Annotated in this window: 12 protein-coding genes and 1 pseudogene; 6 read left to right on the forward strand and 7 right to left on the reverse strand. The window is 60.0% G+C overall.

Annotated features, from left to right (window positions below; all coding sequences use genetic code 11):
* Nucleotides 1-6: 6 nt before the first annotated feature.
* Nucleotides 7-1,749: a potassium/proton antiporter gene (locus ACXX83_RS26820; RefSeq protein ID WP_126048831.1), complete on the reverse strand. Its 1,743-nt coding sequence runs from the start codon at nt 1,747-1,749 to the stop codon at nt 7-9.
* 383 nt (nt 1,750-2,132) lie between these two features.
* On the opposite strand from ACXX83_RS26820, the gene ACXX83_RS26825 reads away from it, so the two are divergent.
* The 4 genes and pseudogenes from ACXX83_RS26825 to ACXX83_RS26840 all read left to right on the forward strand — a co-directional run bounded on the left by ACXX83_RS26825 (nt 2,133) and on the right by ACXX83_RS26840 (nt 4,700).
* Entirely contained in the window at nt 2,133-2,363 is a 231-nt protein-coding gene (locus ACXX83_RS26825) for a hypothetical protein (protein ID WP_007971835.1), read from the forward strand.
* Nucleotides 2,360-2,662 (forward strand): cell division protein ZapA, encoded by a 303-nt coding sequence (locus ACXX83_RS26830; protein WP_007981180.1) that lies wholly within the window; start codon nt 2,360-2,362, stop codon nt 2,660-2,662. The genes ACXX83_RS26825 and ACXX83_RS26830 overlap by 4 nt, the downstream gene beginning before the upstream one ends.
* 145 nt (nt 2,663-2,807) lie before the next feature.
* Nucleotides 2,808-3,836 (forward strand): annotated as a pseudogene (locus ACXX83_RS26835) (HAMP domain-containing protein); the annotation flags it as partial.
* 132 nt (nt 3,837-3,968) lie between these two features.
* Entirely contained in the window at nt 3,969-4,700 is a 732-nt protein-coding gene (locus ACXX83_RS26840) for a methyl-accepting chemotaxis protein (protein ID WP_458550233.1), read from the forward strand.
* 117 nt (nt 4,701-4,817) lie between these two features.
* Here ACXX83_RS26840 and ACXX83_RS26845 read toward each other — a convergent pair whose 3' ends face one another.
* Together ACXX83_RS26845 and putA are read right to left on the reverse strand one after the other, a co-directional pair.
* Nucleotides 4,818-6,620 carry an acyl-CoA dehydrogenase gene (locus tag ACXX83_RS26845; RefSeq protein ID WP_458550047.1) on the reverse strand — a complete coding sequence of 601 codons (1,803 nt, stop codon included), beginning with the start codon at nt 6,618-6,620 and terminating at the stop codon, nt 4,818-4,820.
* Nucleotides 6,621-6,875: 255 nt separating this feature from the next.
* On the reverse strand, nt 6,876-10,826 hold the full coding sequence (gene putA / locus ACXX83_RS26850) for a trifunctional transcriptional regulator/proline dehydrogenase/L-glutamate gamma-semialdehyde dehydrogenase (protein WP_458550048.1): 3,951 nt from the start codon (nt 10,824-10,826) through the stop codon (nt 6,876-6,878).
* Between the two features lie 461 nt (nt 10,827-11,287).
* On the opposite strand from putA, the gene putP reads away from it, so the two are divergent.
* Nucleotides 11,288-12,772 (forward strand): sodium/proline symporter PutP, encoded by a 1,485-nt coding sequence (gene putP, locus ACXX83_RS26855; protein WP_458550049.1) that lies wholly within the window; start codon nt 11,288-11,290, stop codon nt 12,770-12,772.
* Between the two features lie 81 nt (nt 12,773-12,853).
* On the opposite strand, the gene ACXX83_RS26860 is transcribed toward putP, so the two are convergent.
* Nucleotides 12,854-13,348 (reverse strand): DUF2165 family protein, encoded by a 495-nt coding sequence (locus ACXX83_RS26860; RefSeq protein ID WP_007971825.1) that lies wholly within the window; start codon nt 13,346-13,348, stop codon nt 12,854-12,856.
* A 207-nt stretch (nt 13,349-13,555) separates the two neighbouring features.
* Here ACXX83_RS26860 and ACXX83_RS26865 point away from each other — a divergent pair, with 207 nt between their 5' ends.
* Nucleotides 13,556-14,395, forward strand: a complete 840-nt coding sequence (locus ACXX83_RS26865) for a 23S rRNA (adenine(2030)-N(6))-methyltransferase RlmJ (RefSeq protein ID WP_217836998.1) — start codon at nt 13,556-13,558, stop codon at nt 14,393-14,395.
* A 120-nt stretch (nt 14,396-14,515) separates the two neighbouring features.
* Here ACXX83_RS26865 and msrA read toward each other — a convergent pair whose 3' ends face one another.
* From msrA to ACXX83_RS26880, 3 genes are all read right to left on the reverse strand, one after another.
* Nucleotides 14,516-15,166, reverse strand: coding sequence for a peptide-methionine (S)-S-oxide reductase MsrA (msrA, locus tag ACXX83_RS26870; RefSeq protein WP_015093179.1), 651 nt, complete (start codon nt 15,164-15,166; stop codon nt 14,516-14,518).
* A 183-nt stretch (nt 15,167-15,349) separates the two neighbouring features.
* Nucleotides 15,350-18,043 carry a putative bifunctional diguanylate cyclase/phosphodiesterase gene (locus ACXX83_RS26875; RefSeq protein ID WP_095964659.1) on the reverse strand — a complete coding sequence of 898 codons (2,694 nt, stop codon included), beginning with the start codon at nt 18,041-18,043 and terminating at the stop codon, nt 15,350-15,352.
* A 233-nt stretch (nt 18,044-18,276) separates the two neighbouring features.
* Nucleotides 18,277-19,671 (reverse strand): alkaline phosphatase D family protein, encoded by a 1,395-nt coding sequence (locus ACXX83_RS26880; protein WP_458550234.1) that lies wholly within the window; start codon nt 19,669-19,671, stop codon nt 18,277-18,279.
* Nucleotides 19,672-19,798 lie beyond the last annotated feature (127 nt).

Genomic DNA, 19,798 nt, shown 5'->3' on the forward strand with positions numbered 1-19,798 from the left:
AGCAGTTTAGAGGAAGAGTCCGGGACCCGGGCGACTTCCTTCGGGGAATCTGACGCCCACTTTGCCGATCTTGTTCCCGTCCATGACCGCCACGGTCCAGATGGTGTTGTTCCATTCCACCTGGTCGCCCACCACCGGCGCGCCGCCGACTTTCTGGGCAATGAAGTGGCCCAGGGACATGTCCGGATCGATGCCTTCGACCTTCAGCCCATACAGGGCTGCAACCGCGGCCAGCTGGGCGTCTCCTTCGAGTACGAAGTCGCCGAAGAAGCGCAGATCGAGGCCCCGTTGGGGTGCCTGGCTGAAGAGTTTTCCGAGGGCCGGCAGGTTGTGTTCATGGCCGATAACACACAGCAAATCATCGACTTCCAGCACCGTACTACCCGACGGATGGAGCAATTGTTGACCACGAAACAGGGCCGCGATACGGGTGCCTTCGGGCATTTTCAGCTCACGCAGGGGCGAACCGATGCACCATTTTTCCGCGCCGAGGCGATAAATGAATAGCTCCCACTCGCTGGTAACGTGCACTTCCAGGGCCGAGCGCGAGATGGGGGCAGGCTCCGGAGGCACCGTCACCTTGAGCAGCTTGGCGACCCACGGCAGGCTCGTGCCCTGAACCAGCAGCGACACCAACACGATAAAGAAGGCGAGGTTGAAGTACAGCTGGGCGTTGGGCAGGCCGGCCATCAGCGGGAACACCGCCAGAATGATCGGGACCGCGCCGCGCAGGCCGACCCAGGAAATGAACACTTTCTCACGACCATGGAATGCCTTGAACGGCAGCAGGCCGACCACCACCGACAGTGGCCGGGCAAACAGAATCATCCACAGCGCCAGTGCCAGTGCCGGCAAGGCGATTGGCAGCAGGTCGTGAGGTGTCACCAACAGCCCGAGCACCAGGAACATGCCGATCTGCGCCAGCCAGGCCATGCCGTCGAGCATGTGCAAAATGCCGTGGCGGCTGCGCACCGGACGGTTGCCGATCACCAGACCGCACAGGTATACGGCAAGGAAGCCGCTGCCGTGCAGGGCGTTTGTCAGGGCAAACACCAACAGACCACCGGCGATGACCAGAATCGGATAAAGACCGGTGGCCAGGTTGATGCGGTTGACCAGTTGCAGCATGAGCCAGCCACCGCCCAGGCCAATGACGCCACCGATGCCGAACTCGCGGATCAGGTGGGTCAGCAGGCTCCAGTGCAGGCCGGTCTGGCCGCTGGCGAGCATGTCGATCAGGGTGACGGTGAGGAACACCGCCATCGGGTCGTTGCTGCCGGATTCGATTTCAAGGCTGGCGGTTACCCGTTCGTTCAGGCCTTTGCCACCCAACAGCGAGAACACCGCCGCGGCGTCGGTGGAGCCGACAATGGCCCCGATCAACAGGCCCTGGATCAGGTTCAGGTCGAACAGCCAGGCGGCCGCCATGCCGGTCAGCCCGGTGGTAATCAGCACCCCGACCGTGGCCAATGAGAGCGCCGGCCATAACGCCACGCGGAAACTCGAGACCCGGGTACGCAAGCCACCGTCGAGCAGGATCACCGCCAGTGCGAGGTTGCCGACCAGGTAGGCCGTGGGGTAGTTGTCGAAGATAATGCCGCCGCCATCGACGCCGGCCGCCATGCCGACAGCCAGGATGATCACCAGAATCGGGATGCCGAGGCGCGACGAAAGGGAGCTCACCAGAATGCTCGCACCTACCAGCAACGCGCCGATCAAGAACAGGCTGTTGATGGTCGTCGCATTCAAAGGCAGTACTCCAGAAAGCTGAAAGGCGGGCACAAACTGACCATGCAGTCTGCGTGCCAGCGATTCTAACCTGTTGAAATGTGATGCTGTCAAAAAGCTTTTGCAGATCAAAAGATCGCAGCCTGCTGCAGCTCCTACGTTAGGGAAATGCGCGATCTGCGTGTAGGAGCTGCCGCAGGCTGCGATCTTTGCGGCATCACTCTGTTACAGAGCAAAGACCTCGGCGACGAAGTGCAGGAACCAGATTGGCCTGCCGCAGTCTTTAAAACTCGCGAGAAAGGTCGCCCGTCAGCAAAATCAAGGCTTTGCGCCTGTATAACCCTGGCATCCACGGTGACTTTTCTTTATCGTACGCGCCCTTTGAAAAAGCCCGGAATATCAAAATGTTGGAAGCATCCCTAAGCCAATTGGAACAACTGGTCAGCGACCTGGTGCAACAGAACCAGACGTTGCTCGGCACCAACCAGACCCTGACTGCAGAACTGGCCCAGGCCAAGGATGAAAACGAAAGCCTGCAACTGAGCCTGATGGAGCAGGAAGAGAAACAAGGCGCCACGGCGGCTCGCATCCAGGCCCTGGTTGAGCGCGTCAGCGCAGGTCCTGTCAGCGCATGAGTTACAACGCCGCAGGGGTAAAAGTCGTCTCGATCCTGGGGGAGGACTATTCGATCAAGGCACCGGCCGGGGAAGAACAAACCCTGCTGGACGCCGCGATGATGTTGAAGGCAGCCCTGGCCGAAACCAAGAGGAAGTACCCGACACTGATCGGAGACCGACTGCTGGTGCTGGCGGCGATGAATCTGTGCTCCCAGCAGATTGAAATGCAGAAACAGCACAAGCTCGAACTCGACCGTTACCAAGAGCAAGTCAGCGCCACGGTTGAAGTGATCTCCAAGACGATCAATCAGGCCTGATCGCCTTTGCGCACAACCAAAGAATAGATTGTCGATTGGTTTGTATACAATCGGCACGGCTGTTGCAGTGTTTCAGCCTCTTATTCTTTGGGGGTGCTCCATGCAGTTCTGGCGACGCAGTATTCAATGGCAGTTGATCCTGAGCATGGGCACCGCCCTTCTGGTCAGTATCCTGATCGTGGTTGGCATTTATACCCTCGTGGTCAACCGTCTCGCCCAGAGCTATCTGGTCGAGCAGGCATTACCGTCGAGCATCGAAGCGATGCGCAACGACATCGAGCGCATCCTCGTCCAGCCCCTCACCGCCGCGAAGGACATCGCCAGCAACAGCATGGTGCGCGACTGGTTGGCCGGGGGTGAAGACAGTGCCCAGGCCGGCACGTTTACTACCTATCTCGAAGGCATTCGCGCCGAGCACAAAGCCTTTACCGCGCTGATTGTCGGCACCGCGTCCAACCACTACTTCACCGAAAAAGGCCTGGACCGGACCCTTAGCCGCTCCAATCCCAAAGACGCCTGGTTCTACGCGTTCCTCGACAGCAACCAGTCGCGCACCCTCAATATCGATAACGACACAGCCACCGGAGAATTGGCGCTGTTCATCGACCTCAAGGTCGAACAGGCCGGTAAAGTCGTGGGCGTTGCGGGGCTTGGCCTGAGCATGAAAGAGCTGTCGGAGCTGATTCACAATTTCAGCTTCGGTGAGCGCGGCAAGGTCTATCTCGTGCGTTCCGACGGTTTGATCCAGGTGCATCCCGAGGCGCAGTTCAGCGGTAAACGCACCTTGGCCGAGCAGATAGGTGCTACAGCGGCGCAAGCGGTGATGAGTCAAAAAGCCGCCACCAGCAGCGGCTTCCAGCGCGACGACGAAGACTTCCTCGCCTTGAGCTTGCCGCTGCGTGATCTCGGCTGGACCCTGGTGGCCGAAGTGCCGCAATCGCAGATCTACGCCGAAGCCCGCCGTGCCATGTGGATGAGCAGCGGAATCGGCCTGGCGGTGGCGCTGGTGTGCCTGTTGCTGGTGGTGTTGCTGGCCCGAGGGCTGGTGCGACCGATTCGTCAGGTAACAGCGGCGCTGGTTGCCATCGGTAGCGGTGGTGGAGATTTGACCCACAGGTTAGATTCCAGTCGCGCCGATGAGCTGGGCGATCTGGCTCGTGGCTTCAATCGATTCCTGGATAGCCAGCGCGACATGATCGGCGAGGTGCTGACAACCAGCGAGCGCCTGCGCACCGCTGTCGGCCAGGTGGCGCGGGTGGTGGACAACACGGCTGAACGCTCTGGTCGTCAGCAGGAAATGACCGACATGGTCGCTACCGCTGTTCACGAAATGGGCCTGACTGTGCAGGACATCGCGCAGAACGCCGGCAACGCGGCGTTCGCGTCACAAACTGCCCGTGATGAAGCGCTGCAGGCGCGGGAGGTGGTGGGTGGTTCTATCCGCCACATTGAAAGCATGTCCCGGGAAATCGGTGTAGCGGCCACGGCGGTGGCCGAGCTGGCTCATCAAGTGGCATCCATCGATCAAGTGCTGGCGGTGATTCGCGGGATTTCCGAACAGACCAACCTGCTGGCGCTCAACGCTGCTATCGAGGCGGCGCGTGCGGGTGACATGGGACGTGGATTCGCCGTGGTGGCCGACGAAGTGCGTACCCTGGCGCGGCGTACGCAATCGTCTACCGATGAAATCCAGCAGATGATCGGCAGCCTCAAGCAAGGTGCGGAGAACGCGGTGTCGTCGATGCATTCCGGGCAAGCCGCGACGGGCACGGGTGTCGAGTCGAGCCAGCGTACCGGTACCTCGTTGACCGCGATTACCGGACAGGTGGAGCGCATCAGCGACATGAACCATCAGGTGGCGACGGCGACGGAAGAGCAATCGGCAGTGACCGAGGAAATCAATCGCAACGTGCAGGGCATTTCCGATCTGGCGCGGGCGACGGCGGGGGAGGTCAGGGCTTGTCGTGAGGATTGCCAGACGTTGCAGCGGTTGGCTGATGATCTGGCGCGGCAGATGGGTGGGTTCAAGCTGGGGTGATGTGTTGTCTGTGCTGACGTCTTCGCGAGCAAGCCCGCTCCCACATTTGAAATACATTCACCTGTGGGAGCGGGCTTGCTCGCGAATGGATCTAAGCAGCACTACAAGTATTTGGAGCTAGAACCACTCATCCTGCATGCCCAGGCAAACATCATCCCGCGCCTCAAGAATCGCCAGTTCATGGTGGCACCCCGGTACTTCCCACGTCAGGAAGTAGCGCGCCGCCTGCAACTTGCCTTTATAGAAACTCACATCCGCCGCACTGCCCTTGGCCAGCCCTTCCTCGGCACGAATGGCCTGTTCCAGCCAACGCCAGCCGATCACCGTGTGCCCGAACACTTTCAGGTACAGCGCCGAGTTCGCCAGGCTGCTGTTGACCTTGCCCTGAGCCAGGTCGGTCAGTAGGCCAATGGTCACGGCCTGCAGACGCGCCACCAGTTTCTCTAGCGGCTCGCGCAGCGGCGTCAGCGACTCGAACGCCTGGGCACGCTCGGCGGTGTCGGCGATCAGGCGGATCAGTTGCTTGAGCCCCGCGCCACCGTTCTGCGCCAGTTTGCGCCCCAGCAGGTCCAGCGACTGAATGCCGTGGGTGCCTTCGTGGATCGGGTTCAGGCGGTTGTCGCGATAGTACTGCTCCACTGGGTATTCACGGGTGTAGCCATGGCCGCCGAGGATCTGGATCGCCAGTTCGTTGGCCTTCAGGCAGAACTCCGACGGCCAGGATTTGACGATCGGCGTCAGCAGGTCCAGCAGTTCATGGGCCTGCTTGCGCTCGGCTTCGGTTGCAAGGGTAGTGGTGTCGTCGAACAGTCGCGCCGCGTACAGGCCGAGGTCGAACGAGCCTTCAACGTAGGCCTTTTGTGTCAGCAGCATGCGTTTGACGTCGGCGTGCTGGATGATCGCTACCGGCGCAGTGTTCGGGTCCTTGCTGTCCGGCACGCGACCTTGCGGACGTTCGCGGGCATATTCCAGCGAGTACAGGTAGCCGGCGTAGCCGAGCATCACCGCGCCCATGCCGACGCCAATCCGCGCCTCGTTCATCATCTGGAACATGTAGCTCAAGCCCTGGTGCGGCTTGCCCACCAGATAGCCGACACACTCGCCGTTATCGCCGAAATTCAGTGCGGTGGACGTGGTGCCGCGCCAGCCCATCTTGTGGAACAGCCCGGCCAGCAACACGTCGTTGCGCTGGCCGAGGCTGCCGTCATCGTTGACCAGGAACTTGGGCACGATGAACAGCGAAATGCCCTTCACCCCGGCGGGCGCGTCCGGCAGCTTGGCCAGGACCATGTGCACGATGTTTTCCGACAGCGGATGATCGCCACCGGAAATGAAGATCTTGTTGCCCTTGAGGCGATAAGTGCCGTCGGACGCAGGCTCGGCGCGGGTACGAATATCCGACAGCGATGAGCCCGCGTGGGGTTCGGTCAGGGCCATGGTGCCGAAGAAACGGCCGTCGATCATCGGTTGCAGGAAGCGGCGTTTCTGCTCATCGGTGCCGAAGCTTTCGATCAGGTTGGCCGCGCCCATGGTCAGGAACGGATAAGAGGTCGACGCGGCGTTGGCCGACTGGAAGTGTGCGAAGCAGGCTTGGGACAGCAGCGTAGGAAGTTGCATGCCGCCGGCGTCGAAGCTGCGCGCGGCGTTGAGGAAGCCGGCTTCGAGGAAAGCATCCACCGCCGGTTTCACTTCCGGAATCAGAATCGCCTGACCGTTCTCATAGCGCGGCTCATGCTCGTCGCCCTTGCGGTTGTGCGGGGCGAAGAACCTCTCGGCGATGCTGCGGGCAGTGCCAATGGCCGCATCGAAGGTTTCGCGATTGTGCTCGGCGAAACGTTCACGCTGGGTCAGGCCCTCGGCATCGAGGACTTCATACAGCTCGAAAGCCAGATTGCGGGAACTGAGCAATGTCTCGGACATGGCGGCCTACCTTTTGTTGGGATGGGCCGAGTCTAAGGTTGGGAATAAAGGCTGAACAGGATGATTGATGAGCGTGATGGTAGGCCAGAGCGCCAACTTAACAGGCGCCATAAACAATTGTGGGAGCGGGCTTGCTCGCGAAGAGGTCGTCACATTCAACATTTAAGTTGACTGACAGTCCGCTTTCGCGAGCAAGCCCGCTCCCACAGGGATTTGATTGCCAGGCAGCTATCGTGGCTGCCTGGCTTATCGGGTTTAGCCGATGGTCATCAAGCTCGCGTTACCACCCGCCGCCGCCGTGTTGACGCTCAACGCCCGCTCGATCACCAAACGCTCCAGCGCAATACTGGTCTCGCCCTGCGACAGGCCCTGAACCCCGACAATCGCACCAGCACGCTTGGCAACCTGCTGGCAAACCGCACGCAACTGGTCGGAATGGCCGTGATGCACAACCGCGTCAAACACCACTTCGTCCTTGTTCCAGTCGGAAACCAGCTTGATGCGCGCCTGAATATCCTTCGGCAGACGTGCGAACAGTGCCTTGCTCAGTTCACCTTCCGGCCAAACCGCCGAACCGCCGACAGCCAGTACCGCCGCCAGTTGAGTCAGCAGGTCGCCTTCGACTTCCGCCAGGCACAGCACGTGTTCCCGTGGCAGGATCGCATAGTTGTTGCGCTCGCCGGTCGGGCCGGCCAGAACGCGGGTGATGCCGCTTTGCGATTGCGCGGCGAACTGCACGCACAGGGTGCTCAGGTCGGCGAACTTGTGGCTGTCGGCCCAGGCTTTCAGGGCGGTCAGCGGCTTGCTCATGGCGTCGCGCAGACGAACGTCCGGTGCTGCGGCGGCATCGCCACGAGCGAAGGATTGTTCGATCGCATCCGCAGGGCGGGTCGACAGCAGGCGGTACAGGTACAGCGGGCCACCGGCTTTCGGGCCGGTACCCGACAGGCCTTCGCCGCCGAACGGCTGCACGCCGACCACGGCACCGACGATGTTGCGGTTGACGTAGACGTTACCGGCATTGACGTTGTCGATCACCTTGGCGATGGTCTCGTCGATGCGGGTGTGCACACCCAGGGTCAGGCCGTAGCCGGAAGCGTTGATCTGACCGATCAGTTGATCGATGTCCTTGCGTTTGTAGCGAACCACGTGCAGCACCGGGCCGAAGATCTCCCGCTGCAACTCGTCGAAGCTTTCCAGCTCGATCAGGGTCGGCATCACGAAGGTGCCGCGTTTGACTTCTTCAGCATCGGCGATGGCCACCTGGTACACGCTGCGACCTTTGTCGCGCATGGTCTGGATGTGCTTCTCGATGCCAGCCTTGGCTTCGGCGTCGATGACCGGGCCGATGTCCACGGACAGACGCTCAGGGTTGCCAAGACGGCTTTCAGCCATCGCGCCCTTGAGCATTTCGATGACGCGGTCGGCGGAATCTTCCTGCAGGCACAGGACGCGCAGGGCCGAGCAACGCTGGCCGGCGCTGTCGAAGGCCGACGAAACCACGTCGATCACCACCTGTTCGGTCAGTGCCGAAGAGTCGACGATCATCGCGTTCTGGCCACCGGTTTCGGCGATCAGCGGGATCGGGCGACCTTGGCTGTCCAAGCGGCCGGCAATGTTGCGTTGCAGCAAGCGCGCGACTTCGGTGGAGCCGGTGAACATCACGCCTTTGACGCGATCGTCGCCGACCAGGCCGGCACCCACGGTTTCACCGCGACCCGGCAGCAGTTGCAGCACGCCCTCGGGAATGCCGGCTTCGAGCAGCAGGCGCACGGCTTGAGCGGCGACCAGCGGAGTCTGTTCCGCAGGCTTGGCCAATACCGGGTTACCGGCGGCCAGCGCAGCAGCCACTTGACCACTGAAGATTGCCAGTGGGAAGTTCCACGGGCTGATGCACACCACTGGACCCAGCGGGCGGTGAGCGTCGTTGGTGAAATCGTTGCGTGCCTGCACCGCGTAATAACGCAGGAAGTCCACGGCCTCGCGGACCTCAGCGATGGCGTTGGCGAAGGTCTTGCCGGCTTCGCGGGCCAGCAGGCCCATCAGCGGCTGGATCTCGGCTTCCATCAGGTCGGCGGCACGTTCCAGGATCGCGGCGCGTTCGGCGGGCGGGGTGGCCTGCCAGATCGGTGCAGCGTTGAGGGCGCACTGGATCGCGTTGTCGACGTCTTCGACGGTGGCTTCCTGCACATGGCCGACCACGTCACGCAGATCGGACGGGTTCAGCACGGGAGCCGGGGCTTCGTTGCTGGATGCGCAGCCGAGTATCGGTGCGGCTTTCCAGTGGTTGTGTGCGGTAGCAAGAAGCGCGCAGGACAGGGACGCCAGGCGATGTTCGTTGGCCATGTCGATGCCGCTGGAGTTGGCGCGTTCGGAGCCATACAGGTCACGCGGCAACGGAATGCGCGGGTGCGGCAGGCCGAAACCACCTTCCACGGTCGCCATCTGTTCGATGCTCGCCACCGGATCGGCCACCAGTTCCTGGATCGAAATCGACTGGTCGGCGATACGGTTGACGAACGAGGTGTTCGCGCCGTTTTCCAGCAGGCGACGCACCAGATAAGCCAGCAGGGTTTCGTGGGTACCGACCGGTGCGTACACGCGGCACGGACGGTTCAGCTTGCCTTCGGAGACTTTACCTACAACCTGTTCGTACAGCGGTTCACCCATGCCATGCAGGCACTGGAACTCGTACTGGCCCGGGTAATAGTTCTGACCGGCGATGTGATAAATGGCCGACAGGGTGTGGGCGTTGTGCGTGGCGAACTGCGGGTAGATGACTTCAGGCACCGACAGCAGCTTGCGTGCGCAAGCGATGTAGGACACGTCGGTGTACACCTTGCGGGTATAGACCGGGTAGCCTTCCAGGCCTTCGACCTGGGCGCGCTTGATTTCGCTGTCCCAGTACGCGCCTTTTACCAGGCGGATCATCAGGCGATGACGGCTGCGACGAGCCAGGTCGATCACGTAGTCGATTACATACGGGCAACGCTTCTGATAAGCCTGGATCACGAAACCGATGCCGTTCCAGCCGGTCAGTTGCGGCTCGAAGCACAGGCGTTCGAGCAGATCCAGCGACAGTTCGAGGCGATCTGCTTCTTCGGCGTCGATGTTCAGGCCGATGTCGTACTGCTTGGCCAGCAGGGTCAGCGACAGCAGGCGCGGGTACAGCTCATCCATCACGCGCTCGTACTGGGCGCGGCTGTAGCGAGGGTGCAGGGCCGACAGCTTGATGGAAATGCCCGGGCCTTCATAAATCCCGCGACCGTGGGACGCTTTGCCGATCGAGTGGATGGCTTGTTCGTACGAGGCCAGGTACTTCTGTGCGTCGTGCTCGGTGAGTGCAGCTTCACCCAGCATGTCGTAGGAATAACGGAAGCCCTTGGCTTCGAACTTGCTGGCGTTGGCCAGGGCTTCGGCGATGGTTTCGCCGGTCACGAACTGCTCGCCCATCAGGCGCATGGCCATGTCGACGCCCTTGCGGATCATCGGTTCGCCGCTCTTGCCGATGATGCGGCTCAGGGACGAAGTCAGGCCGGCCTCGTTGTGCGTGGATACAAGCTTGCCGGTCAGCAGCAGGCCCCAGGTGGCAGCGTTGACGAACAGCGAAGGGCTGTTGCCCAGGTGCGGCTGCCAGTTGCCGGTGCTGATCTTGTCGCGGATCAGGGCGTCACGGGTGCCTTTGTCCGGGATACGCAGCAGCGCTTCGGCCAGGCACATCAGCGCCACGCCTTCCTGGGACGACAGGGAAAATTCCTGCAGCAGGCCCTGAACGATGCCGGCACGACCGCCGGCGCTCTTCTGATTGCGCAGTTTTTCAGCAATCGAGGCGGCGAGTTTGTTGGTGGCGTCGCACATCGGTGCCGGCAGGCGAGCCTGCTCGATCAGCATCGGCACGACTTCCGGCTCAGGGCGGCGATAGGCGGCGGTGATCGAGGCGCGCAGAACCGACTGCGGGAGGATGCTTTCGGCGAATTCGAGGAAGCACTGGTGGGCGTGATCCAGAGGCGCGTCGACGCTGTCGTCGGAATCCTTGGTCAAACCGCTCAGCTCGGTCAGGGTTGCACCACCCTCGAGTTTTTCCAGGTAATTGAAGATTGCCTGCTTGATCAACCAGTGCGGCGTGCGATCAATCGAGGTCGCGGCGGCCTTGAGGCGTTCGCGGGTCGGGTCGTCAAGTTTGACCCCAAGGGTGGTGGTAGCCATGTTTTTATCCTCATGTTTGCCACGACTGCGTGGCATCAGCTGGCGCCAAGATTAGCCGTGCAACTGTTGAGGTGCAACCGGGTGCAACCCTTTTTTTGTCGGAATATTACGCGGCTCGTCAGGAAATAAATTCTGGTACGCCTGTACCGCGCTTGCTTGGTGCTTTTTCTTCTAGCAAAGCGGCTGGACTGCGCTAAAAGGGAGCAAAAACCGTAGGATTTGTCGCAAATTGAAAAGGGTGCAACTTAATCTCAAGAAACAGGTTGCACCATATTTACTTTGTTGAATAGCATTCGCGCCCAAGGTGCAACCCGGACAGAAACCGGGTGCTCCGGCTGATGGCTTTCCTGGGGAAACATCAGTCATAAATGCGCGGGAATCCGAATCGTCTGTCAAACGTATGCGTTTGCGAGCGGTTCACCAGCCGCCGCTACATAAAAACAAAGCCAGGGCGTAACTTAATGAGCGTAAGCAATCCAACCCTGATCACGTTCGTGATCTACATCGCAGCAATGGTGCTGATCGGCTTGATGGCCTATCGCTCCACCAACAACCTTTCCGACTACATTCTGGGTGGTCGCAGCCTGGGCAGCGTCGTGACTGCACTGTCCGCCGGTGCCTCCGACATGAGCGGCTGGTTGTTGATGGGCTTGCCTGGCGCGATCTACATGTCCGGTCTTTCCGAAAGCTGGATCGCCATCGGCCTGATCGTCGGCGCCTACCTGAACTGGCTGTTCGTCGCCGGCCGTCTGCGTGTGCAAACCGAGCACAACGGTGATGCACTGACCCTGCCGGACTACTTCGCCAGCCGTTTCGAAGACAAGAGCGGCCTGCTGCGGATCATCTCCGCGGTCGTGATCCTGGTGTTCTTCACCATCTACTGCGCTTCCGGCATCGTGGCCGGTGCCCGTCTGTTCGAAAGCACCTTCGGCATGTCCTACGAGACGGCGCTGTGGGCCGGTGCTGCGGCGACGATTGCCTACACCTTTATCGGCGGATTCCTGGCCGTAAGCTGGACCGATACCGTACAAGCCACCCTGATGATCTTCGCGTTGATCCTGACGCCAATCATCGTGCTGCTGGCAACCGGTGGTGTCGACACCACCTTCCTGGCCATCGAAGCGCAAGATCCAAGCAACTTCGACATGCTCAAGGGCACCACTTTCATCGGCATCATCTCGCTGATGGGCTGGGGTCTGGGCTACTTCGGTCAGCCGCACATCCTCGCGCGTTTCATGGCGGCTGATTCGGTGAAATCGATTGCCAACGCCCGTCGCATCTCCATGACCTGGATGATCCTGTGCCTGGGCGGCACCGTGGCTGTGGGCTTCTTCGGTATCGCCTACTTCTCGGCACACCCGGAAGTGGCTGGCGCGGTTTCCGAGAACCACGAGCGTGTGTTCATTGAACTGGCCAAGATCCTGTTCAACCCATGGATCGCGGGTATCCTGCTGTCGGCCATTCTGGCGGCGGTGATGAGCACCCTGAGCTGCCAGTTGCTGGTGTGCTCGAGCGCCCTGACCGAAGACTTCTACAAGACCTTCCTGCGTAAATCCGCTTCGCAGCTGGAACTGGTCTGGGTCGGTCGTGCGATGGTGTTGTTGGTTGCCCTGGTGGCGATCGCCCTGGCATCCAACCCGGAAAACCGTGTATTGGGCCTGGTGAGCTACGCCTGGGCCGGCTTCGGTGCCGCATTCGGTCCGGTCGTACTGATTTCCGTGATCTGGAAAGACATGACCCGCAACGGCGCACTGGCCGGTATCCTGGTCGGCGCGATCACCGTGATCGTCTGGAAGCACTTCGAACTGCTGGGCCTGTACGAAATCATCCCGGGCTTCATCTTCGCCAGCCTGGCGATCTACTTCGTCAGCAAGATGGGCACGCCGACTGCCGGCATGTTCCAGCGCTTTGAGGCTGCAGAGCGTGATTATCGTCTGAACAAGTGATGAGTGATGGGGGGAGTGCTTCCCATCCCTGATAAAAGAACGGCTCGCAGCTTTATGGTGCGGGCCGTTTTTTATTGGGGATCAGTCAAGATCGGTATCGGGCTGATTCAGAAAGATCAGCACGCCCAGTATTGCCATGTAGAACCTGAAGGCTGCGTCCTGACCATTCCAGATATCGGATTGCCACATCAGAAACCACTCACCTCCAACAACCATGAAGCCGAAAAACCACACGAAAAACCCGGTCGTCAAACCCGCTACGGCCCACTTCCTGGCCTGTCTGAACTCATGCCCACCGGCTGACCGCGAGCGCCAGAGCTGCAGTGCGCCGTAGCCAAGAAGTCCGCAGGTAATGGCTTCGCCAAGGATGATCAGCCAGTAAGCCCCATGCCACACCCAAGGCAGATCAATTGCGCGATACCGGGCGGCGTTGTCAGGGAAGGTGGTATCCATGCTCAGCACATGCCGGACGAAGTTGAAGTTGGAACCGTAGTCGGTGATGTTGTTGAACACGGTCATGAAGGCGAATGCGGCGAGCGCCAGGGTCATTGCAATCTTTGCGTAGCGAATGGTCATTTGTGCGTCCTTTGCTCTTTTCGACAAAGAACGCTATCACACCGGTTTGCTGGTTCGGGAGTCTTCCTGTTGTGAGGCGCTTCTGAATTTGTCGAGTGATGGTGTGTGCTTGTTGCCGCTATGAATGCTTGAAGTGTCCGCTCAGTCGCCAACCCCTGACTTGCCGGCCGGTAAAAGGTAAACTTCCCGGCCTTCGCAGGAGCAACCATGAATTATCGTCACGCCTTCCATGCCGGCAATCACGCCGATGTGTTCAAACACCTGACCTTGACCCGCCTCATCGCCCTGATGTCGCGCAAGGAGCAGCCGTTTGCCTATCTCGACACCCACGCCGGCATCGGTCTGTATGACCTTCAGGGTGACCAGGCCAGCCGTACCGGTGAGTACCTGGAAGGCATTGCGCGTTTGTGGGGGCAGCCGGATCTGCCGATCCTGACCGCTGATTACATGCAGGTGCTGCACGAGATGAACCCGGATGGCCAGTTGCGCTATTACCCGGGGTCGCCAGAGCTGGCGCGACGTTTGACTCGCCCGCAGGACCGTGTGTTGCTCAACGAGAAGCACCCGGAAGACGGCGTGCTGCTCAAGGACAACATGGCCGGCGATCGTCGGGTCAAGGTGCACCTGGGCGAAGGCTGGCATGTGTCGCGGGCCTTGCTGCCGGTGCCGGAGAAGCGTGCGGTGATGTTGATCGATCCGCCGTTCGAGAAGCTCGACGAGATGCAGCGTTGTGCCGCGTCGCTCAAGGAAGCGATTGGCCGGATGCGCCAGACCGTGGCGGCGATCTGGTACCCGGTGAAGGATCAGCGTGCGCTGCGTCGTTTCTACCAGGACCTGGCCGGTACAGGTGCGCCGAAGTTGTTGCGGGTGGAGTTGCTGGTGCATCCGCTGGATACGCCGAACAGCCTGAATGGCTCCGGGTTGGCGATTGCCAATCCGCCGTGGGGGCTGGAGGAGGAGTTGCGTGAGCTGCTGCCGTGGTTGTCCGAGAAGCTTGGACAGACCCAGGGTGGGTGGCGGATGGATTGGTTGATCGCTGAGAGTTGATTTGTAGGAGCGAACTAGCTCCGGGCGGCGTTCCGACGATGTTCGTGAACGTTAACGCGTAAAACCAGGTGCCCAGCGGCGCCCTTTGGTTTTTCGCGAGCGAGCTCGCTCCTACAGTAATCAAATCGGGCAGGTCACGCCTGTACCGCCGATCCCGCAGTAGCCTTCCGGATTCTTGGCCAGGTACTGCTGGTGATACGTCTCTGCAAAGTAGACGGTCGGGGCTTGGTCGATTTCGGTGCTGATTTCACCGAGGCCGGCCTTGGACAGCTCAGCCTGGTACGCTTCTTTGCTCTTGAGCGCGGCTTCCAGTTGTTCAGGCGAGGTGGCGTAGATCACCGAGCGGTACTGGGTGCCGATGTCGTTGCCCTGACGCATGCCCTGAGTCGGGTTGTGCAGTTCCCAGAACATCGCCAGCAGCTCCTGGTAGCTGACCTTGGCCTTGTCATACACCACCAGCACCACTTCGGCGTGGCCGGTCAGGCCCGAGCAGACTTCTTCGTAGGTCGGGTTTGGCGTGAAGCCGCCGGCGTAACCCACCACGGTGCTGACCACGCCTTCACGCTGCCAGAAGCGGCGTTCCGCACCCCAGAAACAGCCCAGGCCAAAGATCGCGAAGTCGACATCTTCGAAGAACGGGCCGAGCAAGGGGGTGTCTTTAAACACAAAGTGCTTTTCAGGCAGGGTCATCGCGGTTTCGCGGCCAGGCAGAGCTTGTTCTTTAGTAGGGAGCACGTTTTTGTTCACCAGAATTTCCGAGCGCAGAACCATGATCAGTCCTCTCAGTCAGGTTGGGTTGTAAATAAACAGACTGCCAGTGTGCCCAATGCCGGCCAGATACGCACTACTCTTGTGGGAGCGAGCTTGCTCGCGATGAGGGCATAACTTTCAGCATCAATGTCGACTGATCCACCGCTATCGCGAGCAAGCTCGCTCCCACAGGTTCTGTGTCTGTCAGGCGATTGGGCCACGCGGGTAGCGTTTGAGCTTTTCGATCAGCTCATTGCCCGGGATCGGACGGTCGAACAGGTAGCCCTGGCCGACGTCGCAGCGGTGACGGCGCAGGAACGACAACTGCTCGGCGGTTTCGATGCCTTCAGCCACGACCTTGATTTTCAGGTTGTGGGCCATGGCGATCACCGCGGAGGTGATTTCCATGTCGTCCTGGTTGTCCGGGATTTCGTGGATGAAGCTTCGATCGATCTTGATGATGTCGATGGGGAATTTTTTCAAGTAACTGAGCGACGAGTAACCGGTGCCGAAGTCGTCCATGGCCAGGGTCAGGCCCAGGCGCTTGAGCTGGTCGAGCTGCAAGTGGGTGTCTTCGGTGGCCTCCAGCAGCAGGCCTTCCGTTAGCTCCAGCTCCAGCAAATGAGCCGGCAGGGCTTCTTCCTTGAGGATGGCGGCAATGGAAGCCACCAGGTCCGGATCGGAGAATTGCTTGGGCGACAGGTTGATCGCCACTTGCAGGTTGCCCAGGCCGGCGGCGGTCAGCGCTTTGCTCATGCGGCAGGCCTGGCGGGCGATCCATTTGCCGATCGGAATGATCAGCCCGGTTTCTTCGGCGACGCTGATGAACTGATCCGGGCGGATCATGCCCTTTTCCGGATGATCCCAGCGCAGCAATGCTTCCATGCCCAGCAAGCGGCCGCTGCGCAGGCATAGCTTGGGCTGGTAGAACACGTCGAGTTCGTTCTGTGTCAGGGCGCGGCGCAGGTTGTTTTCGACGAACAGCTTGTAGCTGGCCTCGGCGTTCAGCGCTTCGGTGAACACTTGCACCTGATGTTTGCCGTTGGCCTTGGCCTTGTGCAGCGCCAGCCCGGCGTTGCGCATCAGGGTTTGCGGGTCGCGCCCGTGCAGCGGCGCGCAGGCCAGGCCCACGGAGCCCGTGACGCTGATCAACTGGTTGTCGACGAACATCGGTTTGTCGAGGGTCGCCAGCAACTGATTGGCCACCTGCTGACCCATCGTGAGGTCGCTGTTGTCCAGCAACACGGCGAATTCGTTACTGGCGAATCGCGCCAGGCTGCCGCTCGGGATCAGGCTGTTGCGCAGGCGTCGGGCCAGGCTGATCAGCAATTTGTCGCCAGTCTGGTGGCCGAGGCTGTCGTTGATCCGCTTGAAGTTGTCGATGTCCACCAGCAACAGGCTGATCGGCGCGTCGCTGTCGCGGGCGAAGCGTTCATCGAGGTTGCGGATGAACGCCGGGCGGTTGCCGAGATTGGTCAGGTTGTCGGTGTAGGCAAGGCGCTCGATACGCTGCTGAGCGAGCTTGGTCTGGGTGATGTCTTCGTAGATGCCGATGTAGTGGGTCAGCTCGCGGTTGTCACCATAAACCTTGGAGATCGACAACTGGCCCCAGTAGGGTTCGAGGTTTTTCCGGCGGCTCTTGAATTCGCCCTGCCAGCTGTTGCTCTTGGCCAGTGCCGAAGGCGCGTCGAACAGCAGTTCGCTGAGGTTTTCCAGGGCTGGCAGTTCCGACAGGCGCTGACCGTGCACTTCTTCGGTGGAGTACTGGGTGATTGCGGTGAAGCTCGGATTGACGTACTCCACCACGCCGTCGCAGTTGACCAGCAGAAAGGCGTTGGCACTTTGCTCGACCGCACGTTGGAACAGGTGCAGGGCGCTGGTAGCGGTTCGCCGGTTGTGGTTGCTGATGACCTGGGCGAACTGGTCGGCCAGTTCGCCGGCGAAGGCGATTTCATCCGACTGCCAGGCACGGGTGGCACCGATTTGCTCCAGGCACAAAACGCCAACCACCTGGCCATCGACACGGATGCTGGCGTCGAGCATTGCGTTGACGTCGCGCGGGCGCAGGCTTTCGGCCATCTCCCGGGTGCGCGGGTCGTGCATGGCGTTATGGGCGTCGATGGCGCGACCGGTGTGCAGGGCGTCGAGGTAATCGGGGAACACGCTGACGTCGATCGGCTGCGGCAGCAGGTATTCCTGATTCGTGCGGTGATAGGCCGAGATCGGCACCAGCATCGAACCTTCGAGGCTCCACAGGCTGGCGCAGTCGATTTGGTAAATGTCGCAGGCACTGCGGGTGATCAGCTCGGCGGCTTCGCGCAAGGAGTTGTTGCTGCTGTAGCGCTGACGGGTAAGCAGCAGGATCAGGTCCTGCTGGGCGCGCACCCGGTCCAGATGCAGCAGCTGCTCCTGCTGGGCGCGCTGATTGAGCTCCAGGGCGATTTGCAGGCGCGAGTTCCGGGTTTCCAGATCCAGGGCCGGTTGCAGCGGGTCATCCTCGTACAGGCCGTCAATGACCAGCAAGTAGCCGCGCAACAGGTGGCGATTGTGTTGTTTGTAGGCTTCGCCCAGTTCCAGCAGATTCAGGGAGCCGGAGGCCGTGTGCAGGGTGTAGCGGATCAGGTAATGCGTGCTTTGAGTCAGCTGGTGCTGGACCGCATCATGAAGTTGATAGCGCGCTTCCGGCTCCATCAGGCTGGCGTATGGCGAACCCACCAGTGCGCACAGCTCCACGGCCGGCAGGCCGAACTGGCGCTCGCAATTGGGGTCGAGAAACAGGAGCGCCCAGCTGGGTTCATTAAGCCGTTCGAAACGCAGCATGCCGAGCCGCGAGGGCACAGGCAACTGCGTCACTACCTCGGCCACCATACGGCTGGCGGCATCGGGTTGGCTTTTCATGGAGGGAAACTCGCTTCGAATATGCTGAACGCGCTGGGCTCACGCCCTCTTTACTGTTGCCTGCGGCAAGGTTGCATCATTGCGACACCGACTGACAAGAGAGATGAAGGCTAAGTGCTATAAGAGTATGTCGGCAGGCTCGAAGATTTCTGCAGTTTCCCAAAAAAGTATGGCTATTGATCAGGCCACAGCCTTGAGGGGGGGGCGTCTCGAAGGCTGTGATTTTTTTGCCATCAGCGCAAATTAATGCCTGTCGATTGCAGCAACTTGCCATCTCGATCGTGGTAATTCACCTGAATGCGCTCTGCATCGATGACCAGGTGCGCGAAGTTATCCTGGCTGATGACTTTGCCGTTCAATTCCTGCCGATATTCGCCAGCAGCGTTCCGTGCCAGTGGCCGGTCGAGGATAAAGCTGGATTGACTGGCATAGGGCAGCAGTTTGGTGTTGCACAATGGCGACGACACGATGGTGTGCACTTCGAAGTCCGGGTCTTCGCTGTGGGTCAGTCGACTGGTCAAGGAGGCGTGGATGTCACCGGAAACGAAAATGACATTCTTCAGCCGGTGTGAACGAATGAACTCGAGCAACCGCAGCCGTTGCCCGGAAAATCCGGCCCAGGCGTCATTCCCATCCTGTTTGGCGTCGGGAAAGAACATCACGCTGGTAACCACCAGCTTGACCCGGGCAGGGCTGTTGATCAGCCATTGGCACAAGGCATGTTCCTGTTCGACATCAAGCATGCGTCGATCATCGGCGGACAAGTTGCGCCGGGTGCGACTATCGGTGACGAACCATTCGATATCGCCATCGGCGAACTGATACCAGTAGTGATTCGGAATCCGGCTGATCCGGCCATCGTCAAGTAATTCAAATGCCGGGCTGTGGCTGGCTTGATATAGCTCATATGCAGTGATGGCGTTTTTGTATAAGTCCTCATCGGTCGAACTTTTCTTGTCCGGCCAGTTGTCTTTAATTTCATGGTCGTCGAGGATCATGTAAGTCGATACATTGGCCATTAACCTGGAAATATGCGGCTGGGAGAAAGCCGCATGGTATTTTGCGAGTATTTGCTGATATTCGCGGTCAGGCGCAAAAAAATTCAAGTCATCGGCATAGATCTGGTCGCCAGTCATCAGTACTGCGCTGACCGGTGGGTCGGCTTGCTCTGCCAGTTGTCCCATCGAGGCAAATATCCGGTCACCCTGTTGTGGTGCCGACGGGATGCCAGCTGTCATCCGCAGGTAACGACATGAGCCGACGAAATAGGCTTGTGGTGTACCGGCGGCGCCAGACCGGGTGCGCAAGCGATAGAGCTCTGGTGGCCATTGCAGCGGCAGTTCCTGCAGCAAATCCGCGGTGTGTTCGGTACTCTGGGTGCTGAACCAGCCGGCCTGGTATTCGTACTCGGTATCGGCTGCCAGGTTATTGAGAACAATGACATCGGACATGTCCTGCAGGTATGTCAGCCTTGCAAAGACACTATTAAGCCATTGTTCATGCCCGGACTGCCGGTAACGAATTCCGGCAAATACGGGTGCACTGTTTTGCGCTTGGCCGCGTACAAGAATACGCGCGTGATTAGTTGTTGTGTGGCCAATAATCGGGCCGACAGTTGGTTTTAGCATACTTGAGTCCATTCGCTGCCAGTTAATCAGGAAGTTGGTTATTTCGGATGTAATTGGGTGTTCAGCCAAGACTAATTATTTGGCCTGAATAAATACTCGGCAGAAATGGATTCAAGTTGTGGGCGAT

It is taken from the genome of Pseudomonas sp. GNP012, from assembly GCF_054343835.1.

What these genes read in the sequence shown, in the direction of transcription:
- ACXX83_RS26825 (WP_007971835.1), top strand. Translation starts at nt 2,133, where the DNA reads ATGTTGGAAGCATCCCTAAGCCAATTGGAACAACTGGTCAGCGACCTG.
- ACXX83_RS26830 (WP_007981180.1), top strand. Translation starts at nt 2,360, where the DNA reads ATGAGTTACAACGCCGCAGGGGTAAAAGTCGTCTCGATCCTGGGGGAG.
- ACXX83_RS26840 (WP_458550233.1), top strand. Translation starts at nt 3,969, where the DNA reads ATGGTCGCTACCGCTGTTCACGAAATGGGCCTGACTGTGCAGGACATC.
- ACXX83_RS26845 (WP_458550047.1), bottom strand. Translation starts at nt 6,620, where the DNA reads ATGTCCGAGACATTGCTCAGTTCCCGCAATCTGGCTTTCGAGCTGTAT.
- putA (WP_458550048.1), bottom strand. Translation starts at nt 10,826, where the DNA reads ATGGCTACCACCACCCTTGGGGTCAAACTTGACGACCCGACCCGCGAA.
- putP (WP_458550049.1), top strand. Translation starts at nt 11,288, where the DNA reads ATGAGCGTAAGCAATCCAACCCTGATCACGTTCGTGATCTACATCGCA.
- ACXX83_RS26860 (WP_007971825.1), bottom strand. Translation starts at nt 13,348, where the DNA reads ATGACCATTCGCTACGCAAAGATTGCAATGACCCTGGCGCTCGCCGCA.
- ACXX83_RS26865 (WP_217836998.1), top strand. Translation starts at nt 13,556, where the DNA reads ATGAATTATCGTCACGCCTTCCATGCCGGCAATCACGCCGATGTGTTC.
- msrA (WP_015093179.1), bottom strand. Translation starts at nt 15,166, where the DNA reads ATGGTTCTGCGCTCGGAAATTCTGGTGAACAAAAACGTGCTCCCTACT.
- ACXX83_RS26875 (WP_095964659.1), bottom strand. Translation starts at nt 18,043, where the DNA reads ATGAAAAGCCAACCCGATGCCGCCAGCCGTATGGTGGCCGAGGTAGTG.
- ACXX83_RS26880 (WP_458550234.1), bottom strand. Translation starts at nt 19,671, where the DNA reads ATGCTAAAACCAACTGTCGGCCCGATTATTGGCCACACAACAACTAAT.